The organism is Bacillus vallismortis (assembly GCF_040784915.1).
In the GTDB taxonomy this organism is placed as follows: domain Bacteria; phylum Bacillota; class Bacilli; order Bacillales; family Bacillaceae; genus Bacillus; species Bacillus subtilis_G.
Genome location: NZ_CP160797.1, coordinates 1,385,151 through 1,401,143 on the forward strand (window position 1 = coordinate 1,385,151; position 15,993 = coordinate 1,401,143).

The 15,993-nt window shown below is 43.8% G+C and carries 20 protein-coding genes; 16 read left to right on the top strand and 4 right to left on the bottom strand.

Annotated elements, in window-relative coordinates:
- The first annotated feature begins 60 nt into the window (after positions 1-60).
- From ABZM97_RS06995 to ABZM97_RS07070, 16 genes are all read left to right on the top strand, one after another.
- Positions 61-3,672, top strand: coding sequence for a transglycosylase SLT domain-containing protein (locus ABZM97_RS06995; RefSeq protein WP_367387489.1), 3,612 nt, complete (start codon positions 61-63; stop codon positions 3,670-3,672).
- The gene (locus ABZM97_RS07000; protein WP_367387338.1) at positions 3,665-4,324 is read left to right on the top strand and encodes a LysM peptidoglycan-binding domain-containing protein; all 660 of its coding nucleotides are present in this window, start codon (positions 3,665-3,667) and stop codon (positions 4,322-4,324) included. Before ABZM97_RS06995 ends, ABZM97_RS07000 begins: the two co-directional genes overlap by 8 nt.
- A gap of 15 nt (positions 4,325-4,339) precedes the next feature.
- Positions 4,340-5,317, top strand: a complete 978-nt coding sequence (locus ABZM97_RS07005; protein WP_367387339.1) for a phage portal protein — start codon at positions 4,340-4,342, stop codon at positions 5,315-5,317.
- Entirely contained in the window at positions 5,317-5,583 is a 267-nt protein-coding gene (locus tag ABZM97_RS07010; protein ID WP_367387340.1) for a DUF2577 family protein, read from the top strand. Before ABZM97_RS07005 ends, ABZM97_RS07010 begins: the two co-directional genes overlap by 1 nt.
- Positions 5,584-5,642: 59 nt before the next feature.
- On the top strand, positions 5,643-6,068 hold the full coding sequence (locus tag ABZM97_RS07015; RefSeq protein WP_367387341.1) for a DUF2634 domain-containing protein: 426 nt from the start codon (positions 5,643-5,645) through the stop codon (positions 6,066-6,068).
- Positions 6,061-7,107 (top strand): baseplate J/gp47 family protein, encoded by a 1,047-nt coding sequence (locus tag ABZM97_RS07020; protein ID WP_367387342.1) that lies wholly within the window; start codon positions 6,061-6,063, stop codon positions 7,105-7,107. Before ABZM97_RS07015 ends, ABZM97_RS07020 begins: the two co-directional genes overlap by 8 nt.
- Positions 7,091-7,669, top strand: a complete 579-nt coding sequence (locus tag ABZM97_RS07025) for a YmfQ family protein (RefSeq protein ID WP_367387343.1) — start codon at positions 7,091-7,093, stop codon at positions 7,667-7,669. Before ABZM97_RS07020 ends, ABZM97_RS07025 begins: the two co-directional genes overlap by 17 nt.
- Entirely contained in the window at positions 7,666-7,938 is a 273-nt protein-coding gene (locus ABZM97_RS07030) for a hypothetical protein (protein ID WP_367387344.1), read from the top strand. Before ABZM97_RS07025 ends, ABZM97_RS07030 begins: the two co-directional genes overlap by 4 nt.
- 2 nt (positions 7,939-7,940) lie before the next feature.
- The gene (locus ABZM97_RS07035) at positions 7,941-9,668 is read left to right on the top strand and encodes a pyocin knob domain-containing protein (RefSeq protein WP_367387345.1); all 1,728 of its coding nucleotides are present in this window, start codon (positions 7,941-7,943) and stop codon (positions 9,666-9,668) included.
- A gap of 14 nt (positions 9,669-9,682) precedes the next feature.
- Positions 9,683-10,012 carry an XkdW family protein gene (locus tag ABZM97_RS07040; RefSeq protein ID WP_367387346.1) on the top strand — a complete coding sequence of 110 codons (330 nt, stop codon included), beginning with the start codon at positions 9,683-9,685 and terminating at the stop codon, positions 10,010-10,012.
- Positions 10,009-10,173 (top strand): XkdX family protein, encoded by a 165-nt coding sequence (locus ABZM97_RS07045; RefSeq protein WP_039073675.1) that lies wholly within the window; start codon positions 10,009-10,011, stop codon positions 10,171-10,173. The genes ABZM97_RS07040 and ABZM97_RS07045 overlap by 4 nt, the downstream gene beginning before the upstream one ends.
- Positions 10,174-10,217: 44 nt before the next feature.
- Positions 10,218-11,057, top strand: coding sequence for a phage portal protein (locus ABZM97_RS07050; protein ID WP_367387347.1), 840 nt, complete (start codon positions 10,218-10,220; stop codon positions 11,055-11,057).
- Between the two features lie 52 nt (positions 11,058-11,109).
- On the top strand, positions 11,110-11,379 hold the full coding sequence (locus ABZM97_RS07055; protein ID WP_367387348.1) for a hemolysin XhlA family protein: 270 nt from the start codon (positions 11,110-11,112) through the stop codon (positions 11,377-11,379).
- 12 nt (positions 11,380-11,391) lie between these two features.
- Entirely contained in the window at positions 11,392-11,655 is a 264-nt protein-coding gene (locus ABZM97_RS07060; RefSeq protein WP_333517806.1) for a phage holin, read from the top strand.
- Positions 11,656-11,666: 11 nt separating this feature from the next.
- Positions 11,667-12,563 (top strand): N-acetylmuramoyl-L-alanine amidase, encoded by an 897-nt coding sequence (locus ABZM97_RS07065; protein WP_367387349.1) that lies wholly within the window; start codon positions 11,667-11,669, stop codon positions 12,561-12,563.
- Between the two features lie 75 nt (positions 12,564-12,638).
- Positions 12,639-13,730 (top strand): acyltransferase family protein, encoded by a 1,092-nt coding sequence (locus tag ABZM97_RS07070; protein WP_367387350.1) that lies wholly within the window; start codon positions 12,639-12,641, stop codon positions 13,728-13,730.
- On the opposite strand, the gene spoIISC is transcribed toward ABZM97_RS07070, so the two are convergent.
- The 4 genes from spoIISC to ABZM97_RS07090 form a co-directional block, all read right to left on the bottom strand.
- Positions 13,727-13,879 (bottom strand): three component toxin-antitoxin-antitoxin system antitoxin SpoIISC, encoded by a 153-nt coding sequence (gene spoIISC / locus ABZM97_RS07075; RefSeq protein WP_138140496.1) that lies wholly within the window; start codon positions 13,877-13,879, stop codon positions 13,727-13,729. The two genes, ABZM97_RS07070 and spoIISC, sit on opposite strands and share 4 nt — an antisense overlap.
- An 84-nt stretch (positions 13,880-13,963) precedes the next feature.
- The gene (gene spoIISB / locus ABZM97_RS07080) at positions 13,964-14,134 is read right to left on the bottom strand and encodes a three component toxin-antitoxin-antitoxin system antitoxin SpoIISB (protein ID WP_010330434.1); all 171 of its coding nucleotides are present in this window, start codon (positions 14,132-14,134) and stop codon (positions 13,964-13,966) included.
- Positions 14,134-14,880 carry a toxin-antitoxin-antitoxin system toxin SpoIISA gene (gene spoIISA / locus ABZM97_RS07085; RefSeq protein ID WP_367387351.1) on the bottom strand — a complete coding sequence of 249 codons (747 nt, stop codon included), beginning with the start codon at positions 14,878-14,880 and terminating at the stop codon, positions 14,134-14,136. The genes spoIISB and spoIISA overlap by 1 nt, the downstream gene beginning before the upstream one ends.
- A gap of 109 nt (positions 14,881-14,989) precedes the next feature.
- On the bottom strand, positions 14,990-15,991 hold the full coding sequence (locus ABZM97_RS07090) for an inorganic phosphate transporter (protein ID WP_087990912.1): 1,002 nt from the start codon (positions 15,989-15,991) through the stop codon (positions 14,990-14,992).
- Between the last annotated feature and the right edge of the window lie 2 nt (positions 15,992-15,993).

Sequence of the window (15,993 nt, forward strand, 5' to 3'; positions counted from 1 at the left end):
AGTATTAAGGCAGAAGACCAAGCCTTTTACAGATTGAGAAAGATCAATGACTATATTATTTTGAAATTCGCAAAATCACTTGAAGTTAAAGTGGTTCTTGATGATCAGGCTACTGCCGGAATTGATGTTATTGAGCATAAGCTGAAACGGCTCCCGAAAGAAAGAGACATTACTGTAAGTCTAATTGAACATGTAACAGATGCTTATAAAAAAATAAGAAAAATGTTGAGCGGAAATCAGTTTTCAGTCGGTCTTTTCGTCAATGATCAAATCACCCCAGCTACAAAACGAATATTGGGATATTTACAAAAGAACCTTAAAAAAGGGTATTCAGTTAAATTAAAAGTGATTGATGAAATAACAAAAACTGTTAATCGAATTACAGCCCTTTTAAGAGATTTTGAAAAAACATATACAGTTAAAATAATAGCTAAAGAAAAATTAGCTGCTGATAAGATCAACGAAAAGAAACCTGAAGAAAAAAAGAATTGGTTTATGCAACTGTTAGAAGACTTCGGAACAGCTTTTAAAGATAAAGTGATAGATAAGATTCTTGATTGGTTATTTGAAAAAATTCCTGGGTTTAAAAAAAATGATAATGAAGCAAATACCCCAAACAATGCGCCTGGGAATACGCAGAGTAATGATAAAGTTGATAAACGCAACACCGGGCGGAGATGCTGTTGCTGCTGCTGTGGGTGCGGAGGTAATAGCTCTGGAAGAAAAGCCAACAAAAGATATAAAAAAAGAAAAAGCCCGACAAGTGCAAGGACTTCAGGACGAACACTGAGAGTTCCAGGCGAGGTATTACGAAGACGTCAGGGTGGTGCATCAGGAGAAAACGCCACAAGCGGAAGAAATTCTGGTTCTAAGTTCAGAAACTGGCTCGGAAGCATGAGGTCCATTGCCACCGACTCATCAAAATGGGGGAAAGTTTTAACACCTTTAAAAGGTCTGGGGAAATTTGCAAAACGTGTTCCGGTACTAGGAGCAGCACTGCAAGCAACCGATCTGCTCGGAATGAATAAGGATAATGCGGGTGAGAAAGTCGGAAAGTTTACCGGGGGGCTTGCCGGAATGACAGCAGGAGCTGAAGTCGGAGCAACCGCAGGAGCTGCTATTGGATCATTCGTTCCAGGTATTGGTACTGTAGTCGGCGGTGGGATCGGCGGTGTAATTGGAGGAGCTGCAGGTGCATTTGGCGGCGAAAAAGCTGGCGGCTCTTTAGGTAAAATGTTTGATGTTTCTCAAATGAAAGAGGATATAACAAATACACTCTTTAACGGAGACTGGTGGAGCGAGAAATGGACAGGTGTAAAAACATCTGCAGGAAACACGCTCGGAGGACTCGATGAGACTTGGAATAATATAAAAACTACAGCTTCAACTACTTTCTTTGATTCAAATTGGTGGGCAGAGAAAGCTGGTTATGCATACGGCGCCCTGGAATCCACACTTTTTAACAGTGATTGGTGGGGCGGAAAATGGGAATCCGTAAAAGGCTGGACACAGGAGAAGTGGGATGAAGCCTCTTCCGTATGGAATTCTGTTAAATCAAAAGTGAAAGATACAGTCTTTAATAAAGACTGGTGGTCTGGTAAGTGGGAAGGCGTAAAGGGTTGGGCCCAAGAGAAGTGGGATGGAGCTGTTTCTGTCTGGGAATCAATTAAGTCAAAAGTAAAAGACACAGTCTTCAATAAAGACTGGTGGTCCGGTAAATGGGAAGGTGTCAAAGGCTGGACAAAAGAAAAATGGGAAAATACAAAGTCGCTATTTAAAAAGTTTAAATCCACACTTGAAGACAGCCTATTTAATAAAGACTGGTGGTCTAAAAAATGGGGTTCAGTAAAAGAGTGGGGAAAAAATATATTAGGAGATTCATGGGATGCGATCAAATCTGCAGGCGGTAAAGCAGTAGCAACTGCAAAAAAAGTCGGTAGCGGAGTTACATCTTGGGTTAAAGAAAATACTGAATCTTTTCAAAAAGGGCGAGAAAAGGCACATAAAGACTTTGGATATAAAGCGGATAAAAATGCCACAGGCGGTTACATCACTAAACCAACTATCTCTTGGATTGGTGAAGCCGGCAAAGAATTCGTTATCCCGGTTGATAACAATCGAGGCCGTGGCAAAATGCTTCTTTCACAAGCGGCGTCTAAGCTAGGTATGCAAGTCGTAGACGACATGGGAGCCGCTTCGTCTTCTGGAGGTCCAGTATCTGTTTCAGGAGGAGCAGCTGCCAGTCCGTTATCAGGGTCAGCTTCTCCATCAATGGACACTGCAAATCTTACAGGCCAAGCGTCCACACTCGGACAGCAATTTTCAGAAGGCCTTGGCAAAGGCATCAGCAAAGAGCCGGTCAATATTGAAGACTGGAAAAAGAAAAACATCAATACGCCATTTACGCAAATGATTTCTTCTTCACCAAATTACGGAAAACAATTGGTGAGCGGGTATTCCAAGGGTCAAAACAGTACAGCAACCGGAACAGATGGCTTCCTGCAGACGAAAGTCAAAACACCATTCCAGAACACTGTGAATAAATCCTCTTCATGGGGAACCGGTACGATCAAAGGGTTTGCTTCCGGACAAAATAGTTCCCAGACCGGTACTGATCAGTATGTAAATACTCATGTGAATAAGCCGTTTTTACGGTCTAAAGATTCATCAAACGGCTGGGGAACCGGAATGATCGGGAATTTTGTTTCAGGCATGACTTCAAAGGCAAGTGAAGTCCATGAAGCCGCCAAGGAGCTCGCGAAAAAAGTTGAGAAGGCATTTCGCGAAGAGCTGGATATCCATTCACCTTCCCGCGTCATGATGAGTTTGGGGCGTTTTGCTTCAATTGGTGTTGTCAAAGGCCTTGGCTCAGTAGATGTAAAAAAATATGCTGAAAAACAAGCTGGATCACTGGCTGCTGCTTATTCAGGAATGGGTGCGATGAGCGGGAATGTGAAACAGTGGGTTATGGCGGCTCTCATGGCCACAAAGACACCGATGAGCTGGCTTCCTGGACTCATGACAATTGCCCAGAATGAGTCAGGCGGCAACCCCAACGCAATCAACCTATGGGACAGCAACGCAAAAGCGGGGCACCCGTCACAAGGGCTTATGCAGACAATACCGAGCACCTTTAACGATCATAAAGCACCGGGCATGGGTAACATTAAAAACCCGATTCACAATGCAGCTGCTGCGATCGGCTATATCAAAAGCAGATACGGTTCTATCAATAACGTGCCAGGCATAAAAAGCTTGAATCATGGCGGTCCCTATGTCGGTTATGCAAACGGCGGGCTGATCACAAAAGAACAAATTGCTCGTGTGGGTGAAGGAAATAAACGTGAATGGATCATTCCGGAGGAGCGGGGCATCCGCGGCCGTTATCTTCTGCAGAAAGCGGCGCAAGCTCTGGGTATGGAAGTGACAGATCCGTCTCAATCCCAGCAGTCTGAACTTTCTTCAGGACAAGTTTCAGCTGTAACTTCATCTAGCCGGCCAACCGCAGCGGTTTCCGGATCAAAAGAGATTTATATTCAATTTAACGGTGACCAGCACTTCCATAATGGACAAGACGCCGAAACCCTTGCAGCGAAAATCAAGCAGGCGCTTACAGACGAACTGCAAAAAGATATCAATATTGGAACGAAGGGAGTCGTTGCATTTGACTAAATCCGTATATGAATTTTGGATTTCACAAGGGAAGGATAAGCTGCGGCTCCCCATTCTTCCCGACCAGCTAAATATTTCAAATGCGGTTCAGAATGATACGGTTAAAGTAGCGAAGTTCGGTGACCTTACATTTATTGACGAACAGGGAGCGAAAGACATTTCGTTCTCTTCGTTTTTTCCGAAGAAATACAGCCCGATAGCTGAATATCAAAACTTCCCGTCGCCGGAAAACGCGATAACAAAAATTGAAAAATGGATGAAGGCCAAAAAACCGGTCCAGTTTTTGATTACGGGAACTAAAGTGAATTTGACCTGCAGTATTGAAGGTTTTTCCTATAGCGAAGGCCAGCAGGATATCGGAGATCGTTCGTTTGATATTCAATTAAAAGAATACAAAACCGCTTCCCCCCGAAAAATCAAACAGAAGAAAAAAACAAAGGCAAAGCGCCCGTCGAAGGCGTCTCCAAAAACCTACACCGTGAAAAAGGGAGATACGCTGTGGGACATTGCCGGCAGGTTTTACGGGAACAGCACGCAATGGCGCAAAATTTGGAACGCTAATAAAACAGCAATGATCAAACGGAGCAAACGGAACATCAGGCAGCCGGGGCACTGGGTTTTTCCCGGCCAAAAATTAAAGATACCGCAATGAAACAGGTGATGTGTGATGATAGAACTGTTTGTCATTAAAGACACAGAGTGGCTTGAGCTAGTGGCAGAAAGCGTATCGCTTGAAGGCCACCGTTATCAGGCGCCTCGCTCCATAGAAGCAACCATCGTCATCAAACAGGGCGACCAGACGTATTACAGCGTTACTGAGGGAGATACGGTCTTGTTTAAGTGGAAGGGAAAAGAGCTTTTTCGCGGCATTGTTTTTGCAAGAACACCGGACGAGCATACGCTTGCCTTCAGTGCGTATGATATGCTCCAATACTTGGTTAAAAACCAAGATGTGTACGTGTTTTCCAATCAGCGGGCCGACCAGATGATCAGGCGGATCGCCAATGATTTTCAAATACCGACAACCTCGATTGCGAACACAGGCCATACGATCAAAAGCCTTGTCATAAAAAATGATACGACCTTATATGACATCATCTTAAAAGCGTTGAAACAGACGAAAAGCCAGACAGGACGACATTATCAGCTGTATTCAGAAAAAGGAAAGCTCGGTCTGCGTGCTTGGCCAGATCCGTCAGAGGTATGGGTGTTGGAAACGGGCGTCAATATCACGGGTTACCAATACAGCACTTCCATAAACGACACTGCAACACGGGTTGTGCTCCGCCGGCAGAAAGACAAGAAGACGTATAAAGCGTCTGCCAAGGACAGTTCAGGCTTAAACAAATACGGCGTGCTTCAGTATACGGAGACGGTCACAGATGATATCAACCAAGCTCAGCTTCAGCAGCGGGCAGATGTGCGCCTTGCTGAAAAAAAGGGCGTCAAAAAAGAACTGAAAAATATTCAGGCAGTCGGCATTCCAGAAGTGCAGAGCGGCTTGCCTGTCTATATTTCCATTCCAGAGGCCGGGATCAAGAAGACCTATTGGGTAGATACGGACCGGCACGAGTTTAAAGGAACGAAACATACGATGACCATTGATGTTGTCGAAAAGAACACCATGCCGGAAGGAGTTTCCTGATGAGATTGAGTGAGGTTATTAAACATTTGGCCGTCGGCGCAGTTGACGCTGAGTCTCCGGTGGAGCTGCTCCCGGCTGAGGTGGTTTCGGTTTCTCCTGTTGAAATCAAATTAAAAGAAAACAGCAAACTGATCATACCGGCAGACGCCCTCATCATCCCAAAACGGATGAAGTCCGGAGGAGACGATGCACTCGAGCCGGGGGATCGCGTCATGACTGCGGCTCTGACTGGCGGTCAATCGTTTTTTATTTTAGATAAAGTATAGACAAACCGCTTCAGCACGAAGGGGTTTTTTATTTAGCTTGTCAAAAAGGAGTGGGCATCATGGCCCTGACACCAGAAGTGGACTTTGAGGATTTTGAGGATGAAAGTGACGTCATTGAAACCTCGCAAACATACAAAATAGATTTTGAAAACGGAAGAATTACAAATGAGCTGATTACCGGGCTTGAAGCGATCAGACAGTTCGTGTATATTGCCTTACAAACAGAACGATATGCGTATTCCGTATACAGCCATAATGTCGGAAATGAGCTTCAGGACGTGCTGACAGATCATGAGACGACTGATGCCTATAAAAAAATGGAGATTCCGAGGCTGATAGAAGAAGCACTGATTTATGACGACCGGATTTCCGCCGTAACAGACTTTGAGATAGAAAAACAAGGTGATGCGTTTCATGTATCCTTTGTAGTGGAGACAGATGAAGGGGCGCTTGAGATTGAGGAGGTGATTGGTCAAGATGTTTGAGGAGCAGACCTTTGAAGAGATTATGGAACGCATGCTCAACAGCATTTCCGCAGATATTGACACAAGAGAAGGCAGCGTTATTTATAATGCGTTAGCACCGGCGGCAGCCGAGCTTGCGAAGTCATATATATGGCTGGACACCGTGCTTGAGCTGGTCTTTTCTGATACCGCCCAAGGCGAATTTTTAGACCGGCGCGCAGCGGAAGCCGGCATTGAACGGACAGCCGCGACAAAGGCGGTCAGAGCGGGAGAGTTTACGTCGGGAGTTACCATTCCTGCGGGCTCCCGCTTCTATGTGGATAATCTTTATTTTCAGTATACAGCAGATGGGACGCTCATCTGTGAAACACCTGGTGAAGCGGGAAACGCCAATCTGACCGGACGCCATTTACTTTCGCTGGATACCATTCCCGGATTAGAGACAGCCATTGTTAAAGAAATCCTGATCCCGGGGCGAGAGGAAGAAGGAGACGACAGCTTAAGAGAACGGTATTTTACAAGGGTTCGGCGCGAGGCTGTCAGCGCTAACAAAATGCACTATAAAGAGTGGGCTGAAGAAGTGGATGGTATTGGGAAAGCAAAGATCTTTCCGCTTTGGAAGGGAGACGGCACGGTCAAAATTGTCGTTACGAATGTGAATCTCGAGCCGGCTTCCGATATCTTGATTCAAAAAGTGAAAGATTATATCGACCCTGAACCGGGACAGGGTGAAGGGCAGGCGCCAATTGGAGCCTATGTCACAGTGGAAAGCGCGGTCTGGAAGGATGTTGAGATTTCGGCCGAAGTGCTGCCGGAGATCAATCACTCAATTGATGAAGTAAAGTCGGAAATTAAAGAGGGCGTTTTAAACCTCTTTAAGAAAATGGCGTTCGAAGACAACGTCATCCGCCTTTCTCAAATTAACAATATCGTCTATAATTCACCGTCAGTCAGTGATTATTCCAACATTAAAATCAATGGCACCTCAGAAAATCTGGTACTGAGCGACGTGGAAATTCCTAAGCTTGGGCAGGTGAAGATCATTGAGCAAACAAGATGACATGACAGCGTATCTGCCGCCGTTTCTTACCAGCCTGAAAGAAATGGCCGAGCTGCTGAAAGCGGAAGCGCCTGAGTTTGATCAACAGAATAACAGCATTTTTGATCTGACGGATCAGTTATTCGTGCCGACAGCGACATGGGGGCTCAGCCGCTGGGAAAAGATTTTAAACGTGCCGCGGGAATCGGGTGACACCGATGAAATCAGACGATTGCGGCTGATCTCAAAAATGTCGAACATCCCGCCAATTACCTACAAGGCCATTGAGCAGGCAGTCAATCGTTTCCTGAAAAAACCGTCTGCGCAGGTCCACCTGCTGCCCGGTGAATACCGATTTAACGTGGATATCAATGTTGATGACCTTCAGCACATGAATGAGCTGATCGAAGCCATAGAAAACATGAAGCCCGCTCATTTGGCGTATACGCTCAGAGGCGGGTTGAACGAAACGCTTCAAATCAAAGATACAGTCATCCTGAATCACCGCAGATACCGAACAGCCAGTGAGCTGAAGGTCGGTTATTCTGTCACCCTTAACAACAATGAGGTGGTCTTAACTTGATTTCAACCATGTACAGAGAACGTACAGCGGCAGATCTAAAAAGCAGAATTGATCACGTGCTGCTGAACGGACAAAAAACAGAAATAGTAGAACTCGCAATTGACGGAGCGACAGTCATCGTCTTGACAAAACGTGAGGAAGACATCAAGCATATCGAAACGGTACAAATTTTTGACGAGCTGGGCAATGTGATCACAGAGAGAAATACAGACCTGGACGTCAGCGAAAACAGAACACTCGATTTCAGATTTACTTTTGAGGTGGTGTAAACATGGCATACGAAGAAAAAACAGACTGGCTCCCCGACGACCCGATCAACGAAGACGACGTCAACCGCTGGGAAAAAGGCATAAAAGAAGCCCATACAGACCTGGCCTCCCACAAAAACGACATGAACAACCCCCACAACACAACAAAGGCGCAAGTCGGGCTGGGGAATGTGGATAACGTGCAGCAGGCGGCGAAGAAGGATTTTGATCAGCATGTTAATGATGACACGATACACATTACTGCTGCTGAAAGGTCAAAGTGGAATAATGCGCAGTTAAGTAAGATATCAGACGATGATGGAAGAGTCTTCTACAAGAGCGTAACCGAAATCACAGATTATAATGATTTAACCGATACCGGTATGTATTTGATATACAACGACGGCCTGAACGGTCCGGGCCTAAACAGGTGCTTTCTTCTTGTGATGAGCTATAAAAACACACTTGTTCAAATAGCTTATGACGGATTTAAGGGAGAGCAATCTTTTTTTAGAATTAGAAAAAATGATTCTGCAACATGGACGGCATGGATTGAATCTGAAACTACAGAAGGGTCTCAAAAGAAAATAGATGCACATGCCAATAAAACAGATATCCACGTAACAAAATCTGATAAGGACAAATGGAATCATGCACAACTATATAAATTAACTGATACTCAGGGCTACCGAACTAAAATCCCAGATGGAACTGACTTATTAACGCTACCCTCTGGCTTTTATTATGCAGTGGGGAGTGTTATAACAAACAATCCTGTTTTAGGGGATGGATCTTGGTATAACTATGATGTTATCGAAACAGGAGGCGGGGGGCGAAAAACAATTTTGGCATCTAGAAGTTATGACGGAACCTTTTGGATGGCAACGATTCATACAGATGGCGTGTTTAAAGGATGGAATAAGATTGAGACTGAGGCAAGCGCTCAGAACAAAGCAGATAAATCCTTAGCTGAGGCTAAAAACTATGTTGACACAAATTATACGAATCAAAAATTAACCATACTTACAGGCTCTAATGCAATTCAAGATGCAAGAACTGGAGGAGATGAATATCCTCGGGGGCTAACATTAATGGATGTTGGTCAAGGAAATACTACGGGTTATCCACTAGGTTACGGAATCGTAAAAAATGAGAAATATCATGATTATAGATTTACTCAATATCTTTATGGGACTGGAAATGAATCTAACAGTTATTTTGATAGTACTGGAACATGGATACGGCACTGGTGGAGTGGTTCCGGATGGACAGCTTGGCATAAAATTTCTGGATTCGCTCATGCGAATATCGGAACTACCGGTATACAGTATCTTGATAAAGCAGCTCATACAAAAATTCAGTTTAATCGCAAAATAAAAGATAGTCACAATGCTTTTGATATAAAAAATAATAGATTTGTTGCTCCTAATGATGGAATGTTTTTAGTGGGAGTTGGGCTGTATATGTTGAATACACCGGCATACATCAATTTACATCTGAAACTCTATCTAAATGGATCATTGTATAAAACGGTTGACCATAGGAGAGGGTACTTTGATGATATGGAAAATGAAATGAACCTTGGCTTAAATGGCAATGTAACCGTTCCTATGAACAAAGGTGACTATATAGAAATTTATTGCTATTGCAACTATCATGGTGATGATAGAAGAGGTGTATCCGGTTATAATGGGGCATACAATTATATAGACATTCAAGAACTTGGAGGACTTAACTATCCTACAGTATAAGTATAGGAGGAAAAATGATGATCGCAGAAGCAATCATGTATAAATACCCCAATACAGATCCAACAAAAGATTTTATCGTTCAAAATGACGGGGAAGGGTCTTATATAGCTGAATGGAACCTGCGCGCCCCAATCCCAACCCAAAAAGAGCTCGAATCTTGGTGGGTGGAGTCACAAAAAAACCCGCCGTACGAGCCGCCTGATCAGGTTGAACTTCTCGCTCAGGAATTGTCGCAGGAAAAGCTGGCTCGCAAGCAGCTTGAAGAACTGAACAAAACATTGGGGAGCGAGCTGTCAGATATTAAGCTTTCATTACTTTCATTGAAAGGAGATCATGCTGAATGAATTATTGGGTGCTTGCCTTGCATTTTGAGTGGGCGACAGCGGAGATGGTGAAACAGGCCATCGCATATCAAGACTGTTCAATTGAGGATCTGGCAGAGGGTGTGAACAAAAAGCTGATTACACCTGACCAGTATAAAGACATTACCGGTAAAGCCATGTAAGGCTTTTTTATTTTGCCTGTTTTTAGATCAAAAGGAGGATGAAAATGGTGAAGTATCAATATGAGTTTCCTCTCGATAAGACTGGAAAAGCCGGAGCTGTAAAGCCCTATAGAGGAGGAAAAAATGATTTTGTGACACCTGTTTCCAATTTGTCAGGTGTAGCGGAGATTTTAACAAACGCGGCCTTAAAGGCGACAGAGGCATACAGTCAGCTTGGGCAAGACAGGCTGGGCGCGGTTCTGATTTCGAAAGTAAAGGGCTGGGTGTATGCAGATCGCGAAGGCACGCTTTTTGTTGAAGAAAGCGACAATAATAATGTTTGGACAACGACAGCAGCCGTTAATGCCGCAGCCGGTGTCCTGACGGAGACGGACTGGGTGTACCTCTCTAAACGCTATTACCGCTTCCGTTATGTGAACGGGAACCTTCAGCAATTGGAATTTGCAGTCTACCAATCAGTCGGGGCGGGAGAAATGGATGTGCGTGTAAGTGAAAAAGTCCCTTTGCAGATTGACTTTTCGGAGGTTCAGACAGACGATGGACGGCTGAAAGTAAAAGCCGGCAACACATTTGACTTTATCTTTCATGAAAATGCCGAGTCCGCCGGCGAAGGCGCCGCCTTATCTGTGGGCGATACTGCGCATTTACTCGTTGAAGTATACGGCACAGCGGAAACGAGTGAGGTGAAATTTTGGGGTAAATCGTTGTCAGGACAGAAACTTCCGATCAGAGGCGTGAAATCTGATGATGCGTCCTCTGCCTCGGGAACGTTAGGGAAAGCTGAGGCGTGGGCCTTTGATATTAAAGGGTTTAAGGAGATCATCATGGAGATCGCCAGTATCACCGGCGGATCTCTTTCGGTAAAAGGAACCGCGATTTCATAATCATTTCGGCCCTCGGAAGGGAGGTGATCCGCATGTAAAGGAGGAGTGAGTGATGCAGCAAGAGATAGATGTGAATGTGTTCCAGCAGGATTTAACAGACATGAAAGGTGAGCACAAAGCGCTTGAGCAGAGGGTTTCCACATTAGAACGCGTGTCAGACCGGCAAGATCAGCAAATCATGACGCTGAACGAAAAATTAAACAAAATTGATGAAAATACAACGTGGATTAAACGCACCATCACAGGTGCCATCATTACAGCAGTATGCACAGGGATCATTGGCGGAGCCATCGCCATTATGTACAACCTGCTGCAGCATTAAAGGGGGATTTTCATGAAAACGTACGACAAAGGCACGGTCATCAGGACGGTGCTTCTTTTGGTTGCATTCATTAACCAAACCATGCTGATGTTTGGCAAATCACCATTGGACATTCAAGAAGAGCAGGTCAATCAGCTTGCTGACGCTCTTTATTCTGCCGGATCTCTCATTTTTACAATAGGGACAACAGTTGCCGCTTGGTTTAAAAACAACTATGTAACAGAAAAAGGGAAAAAACAGCGTGACTTGTTAAAGGAAAATAATCTGACGAAATAAGGAGAGATTATATGGTTAACATCATTCAAGACTTTATTCCAGTCGGTGCAAATAACCGTCCAGGCTACCTCATGACACCGTTCTACATTACAGTGCATAATACAGCGAACACTGCACCCGGAGCGGATGCCGAAGCACATGCCCGCTATTTGAAAAATCCTGATACGGCGACTAGCTGGCATTTTACTGTTGATGATACAGACATTTATCAGCATCTGCCATTAAATGAAAACGGCTGGCATGCGGGAGACGGAAACGGCAGCGGCAACCGGGCTTCTATTGGGATTGAAATTTGTGAAAATGCCGATGGAGATTTCGCTCAAGCAACAGCAAATGCCCAGTGGCTTATTAAAATATTAATGGCTGAGCACCATATCAGTCTCGCCAATGTCGTCCCTCATAAGTATTGGTCAGGGAAGGAATGTCCGCGCCAGCTGTTGAATATATGGGATACGTTTAAAGCTGGGATTGGGGGAGGCGGGAGCCAAACCTATGTCGTGAAACAGGGTGATACGCTTACATCCATAGCGAGAGCGTTCGGTGTGACTGTTGCCCAGCTGCAAGAGTGGAACAATATCGAAGATCCGAATCTCATTCAGGTCGGTCAAGTGCTAATTGTAAGTGTGCCATCGTACGCTGAAGAGCCCGAGCTCTATCCGCTCCCGGACGGAATAATCAAACTGACAACACCTTACACCTCAGGCGAACATGTCTTTCAGGTACAGCGAGCACTGGGCGCTCTCTATTTTTACCCTAATAAAGGAGCTGCCAATAACGGAATTGATGGCATTTACGGACCGAAAACTGCTGATGCGGTTGCGCGTTTTCAGTCTGTTAACGGTTTAGCGGCCGACGGTATTTACGGGCCGGCGACTAAAGCAAAGATCAGTGCTTTATTACTTTTGTAGAAAAGAAAACATTGACAATGCCTGCTAGTAAAACCATACTGAATATGATGAATTTGTATTTTGGGTGGTTATACTGTGCAAAAAGATATTAAATTAAATAATGTTAAAGGCGTATTGATATTTTTAGTTGTATTTGCCCATCTGCTGGGGGTTAGTAAAAGCGGGCTGGAAAATATGATTGAAATCATTTATTCATTCCACATGCCTGCTTTTATTTTTCTTAATGGTTATTTTTCAAAAAGGCCATCAATGAAAAAAGTCATCAATCTTATCCTCTTATATGTTATTTTTCAAACCTTTTACTGTGTGTACCGTTACTACGCAGGTAATTTTTCTGTCATTCAATTTACTTACGGCAGGCCGCATACTCATTTGTGGTATATTGTCAGTCTCGGCAGCTGGTATGCGTTAGCTATTATTCTCAAGAAAATAAACGGTAGAAACGTCTTTAAAGCAATATTGCTGATTTTGTTGCTGCTGCTGAGCTTTATTTCTAGGTTTTATGCAGATCAGATTATTGAATTTATCAAAATATACTATAGCAACATGCATACGCAAACAATTTCAGTATTAAGAACTTTTGTTTTTCTCCCGTTTTTCCTGGCCGGTTTTTATTGTTCAAAAGATTTCATGAATAAAATATACAGTTCATTAGACAAATTAAAGTTTAAACTATTTTTCATTTTATCTGTATCTGTATTGGTATTCATTATTTTAGATGAGCATCATGATAAATTTGATCAGCTGTTTTTTGGTTTTCTTGGCTACCAAAAGTTCCAAATAGAGAATCATAGTTATTCTGGGATTGTATTCTTTCATTATTCCTTAGCTGTGTTAGGCATTTTCTTTTTGTTAAATGCAGTGGGTGCTGGCAAAAACAAATTAACTCAATGGGGAGAAAATTCACTTGCGATCTTTTTATTTCATATGATTTTTGTCTTCCCTCTATTTACTCATAACAGCTGGTTAAACGAGCAAAGCCCTGACACACGATTGGTGTTATGTTTTACGATGGCATTAGGAATAACGTCTCTATTTGGATCGCGCGCATTTAACCGAATAGTGAAATACATCATTCATCCGATGAAGTATTTAGAAATCATTTATGCACGGCTTATTATTCAAACAGATAAAAATGATGAATATAAAAAGCGACATATTGTTTAAATGTCGCTTTTTTTTGTTCGTTTTTTTAGATGCTTCAATACCATGGCACTGCGCTCCCGCACCCGAAGCGAATACCCGGAAAGGCCAAACCTTCCGTAATCAACAAATTTTACACGCCTCACCAATTTTTTCACTGTATCACCTGACAATATCCTCTGTTTGTTTTAGTATATGTAACCCTTTAAGAAAAGGAATAAGGACAAGAGCTGTTTTCCCTTGTCCTTTTAGTGTGATCATGCTTTTTTTCGTTTATACTCGTCAATCAGCCGTTCGTTTTCTTTGAAGATTCTTGCTGTATGCGGGCTGACTTGATAGCTTGCGACACTGGTGGTTGAACGTTTTTTCAGGATCTTTGACGGTTTTGCCGCCCGGGGCTCGCATCCGTTTTGAAACGCGCGTTCCATTATCCTTCACCTTCCTCCTCAATTGGCAGAACTAAATCATATATGCTCGTTAATGATGTGAAAAGCAAATAATCAAATTCTGTGACAATGCTGTCAGACGTCAGCTTGATGACGTAGCTCTGTGTCTCGATGGTAAATGGGATGAGAACCACTTTTCCGTATTGGTCGTAATAAACATCCTTTCGATCGAGCCGTGTCTGCACGTCTGCCGGATCGTCCATATGCTCGGTTAACCGGTCCTTATCGGCCTGTGTCGAATAGTGACAAAGTGAGGCCGTTAAGTTCATTTTATCGGCATAGGCTTTCAGCAGCTTATCAATACCTTCAGCATATGCATCTATACTTCCATAATAAACGTGGATCGGTTCGTTTTTCAATAGGTATTGGTATGTTTTCAGCCGATCGAGATACATGTGAAGCATTTCGTTGTTTTCTTCGAGGATTTCTCTTGTGTCGGTTTCCAGTTCGCTGCCGGCCAGTTTTTTGACGTATGCGCTTAAGAAGATGAAAGCGTCAATTAAAGCGAAACTGACAGCGACAATGAGATACCGTTCCCAGTCGGTAAATAGGGAAGAGGGCTCATATGTCCAGTATATCATAGCACCCAAAACAAACAGCAAGTACCATGTTTTCCGGATGGCGGACATTTTTTCTTTGACCTTCGCTTCGAAACGCCACGTGGCGTACACGTATAAGCCTAATCCGGCCATGGTGCACCAGACCATGATCTGAAAGAATAAAAGCATACATGAATCCCTCACATCTGAAATAGGTTCTGCTTATTGTATTCGAGAGATCCCGCTGATTTTCCTGTTCCATCAAAAAAACCGCTCCTTTGACAGAAGCGGTGTACCATTAAAAAATCATATTTAAAATAAAGTAGGCGATGGCACCGAGTGTCGCTGAAATCGGAAGCGTGATGACCCATGTCACGAGCATACGCTTAGCTGTGCCCCAGTTTACGCCTTTTACCCGGTGTGACGCACCGACGCCAAGGATAGATGAAGAAATGACGTGGGTTGTGCTGACCGGCAAATGTATAAATGTGGCGCCGAAAATAATGGCTGCCCCGGTTAAGTCAGCGGAAACACCGTTTACCGGACGGATTTTCATGATCTTTCCGCCAACGGTTTTGATGATTTTCCAGCCGCCGATTGAAGTTCCAAGACCCATGGCTGTCGCGCAGGCGAATTGCACCCAGGTTGGAATGACATCAGCAGAAGTATGTAAATTCGCTGTGATGAGAGCCATTGTGATAATTCCCATTGCTTTTTGCGCATCGTTTGTTCCATGTGTGTACGATTGCAGGGCAGCTGTTACAATTTGCACTCTGCGGAACTGCTTGTTCGTTTTCGACAAATTGCTGTCTTTGAAAATCAGCTTAACGATGCTGTAAAGAATAAAACCAAGAACAAAGGCAATAATGGGTGATAGGATCAGTGCTTCAATAATTTTGATAAAGCCCTTATAATTTAACGCAGCAAATCCAGCCGCGGCAATAGCTGCACCGGCAATAGCTCCAATGATGGCATGAGATGAGCTGCTTGGAATGCCGTAGTACCATGTGATCAGGTTCCAGGCAATCGCAGCGAGTAGCGCAGCCAAAATGACAACTGAACCATTTTCCAGTGTATAAGGGTCCACGATGTCTTTCGTAATGGTTTTTGCAACACCTGTAAATGTCATTGCCCCGATAAAGTTCATCACAGCCGCCATGATAATGGCGTGGCGCGGTTTCAGCGCTTTTGTGGATACCGAAGTGGCAATTGCGTTCGCCGTATCATGAAACCCGTTGATGAAATCAAACACCAGAGCACAAATGACTATTAGTATCGTTAATATGAATAGAATATCCATTT

Coding starts and splice junctions, on each gene's coding strand:
- ABZM97_RS07005 (WP_367387339.1), top strand. CDS start 4,340: ATGATAGAACTGTTTGTCATTAAAGACACAGAGTGGCTTGAGCTAGTG.
- ABZM97_RS07010 (WP_367387340.1), top strand. CDS start 5,317: ATGAGATTGAGTGAGGTTATTAAACATTTGGCCGTCGGCGCAGTTGAC.
- ABZM97_RS07015 (WP_367387341.1), top strand. CDS start 5,643: ATGGCCCTGACACCAGAAGTGGACTTTGAGGATTTTGAGGATGAAAGT.
- ABZM97_RS07020 (WP_367387342.1), top strand. CDS start 6,061: ATGTTTGAGGAGCAGACCTTTGAAGAGATTATGGAACGCATGCTCAAC.
- ABZM97_RS07035 (WP_367387345.1), top strand. CDS start 7,941: ATGGCATACGAAGAAAAAACAGACTGGCTCCCCGACGACCCGATCAAC.
- ABZM97_RS07040 (WP_367387346.1), top strand. CDS start 9,683: ATGATGATCGCAGAAGCAATCATGTATAAATACCCCAATACAGATCCA.
- ABZM97_RS07045 (WP_039073675.1), top strand. CDS start 10,009: ATGAATTATTGGGTGCTTGCCTTGCATTTTGAGTGGGCGACAGCGGAG.
- ABZM97_RS07050 (WP_367387347.1), top strand. CDS start 10,218: ATGGTGAAGTATCAATATGAGTTTCCTCTCGATAAGACTGGAAAAGCC.
- ABZM97_RS07055 (WP_367387348.1), top strand. CDS start 11,110: ATGCAGCAAGAGATAGATGTGAATGTGTTCCAGCAGGATTTAACAGAC.
- ABZM97_RS07060 (WP_333517806.1), top strand. CDS start 11,392: ATGAAAACGTACGACAAAGGCACGGTCATCAGGACGGTGCTTCTTTTG.
- ABZM97_RS07065 (WP_367387349.1), top strand. CDS start 11,667: ATGGTTAACATCATTCAAGACTTTATTCCAGTCGGTGCAAATAACCGT.
- spoIISB (WP_010330434.1), bottom strand. CDS start 14,134: ATGGAACGCGCGTTTCAAAACGGATGCGAGCCCCGGGCGGCAAAACCG.
- spoIISA (WP_367387351.1), bottom strand. CDS start 14,880: ATGCTTTTATTCTTTCAGATCATGGTCTGGTGCACCATGGCCGGATTA.
- ABZM97_RS07090 (WP_087990912.1), bottom strand. CDS start 15,991: ATGGATATTCTATTCATATTAACGATACTAATAGTCATTTGTGCTCTG.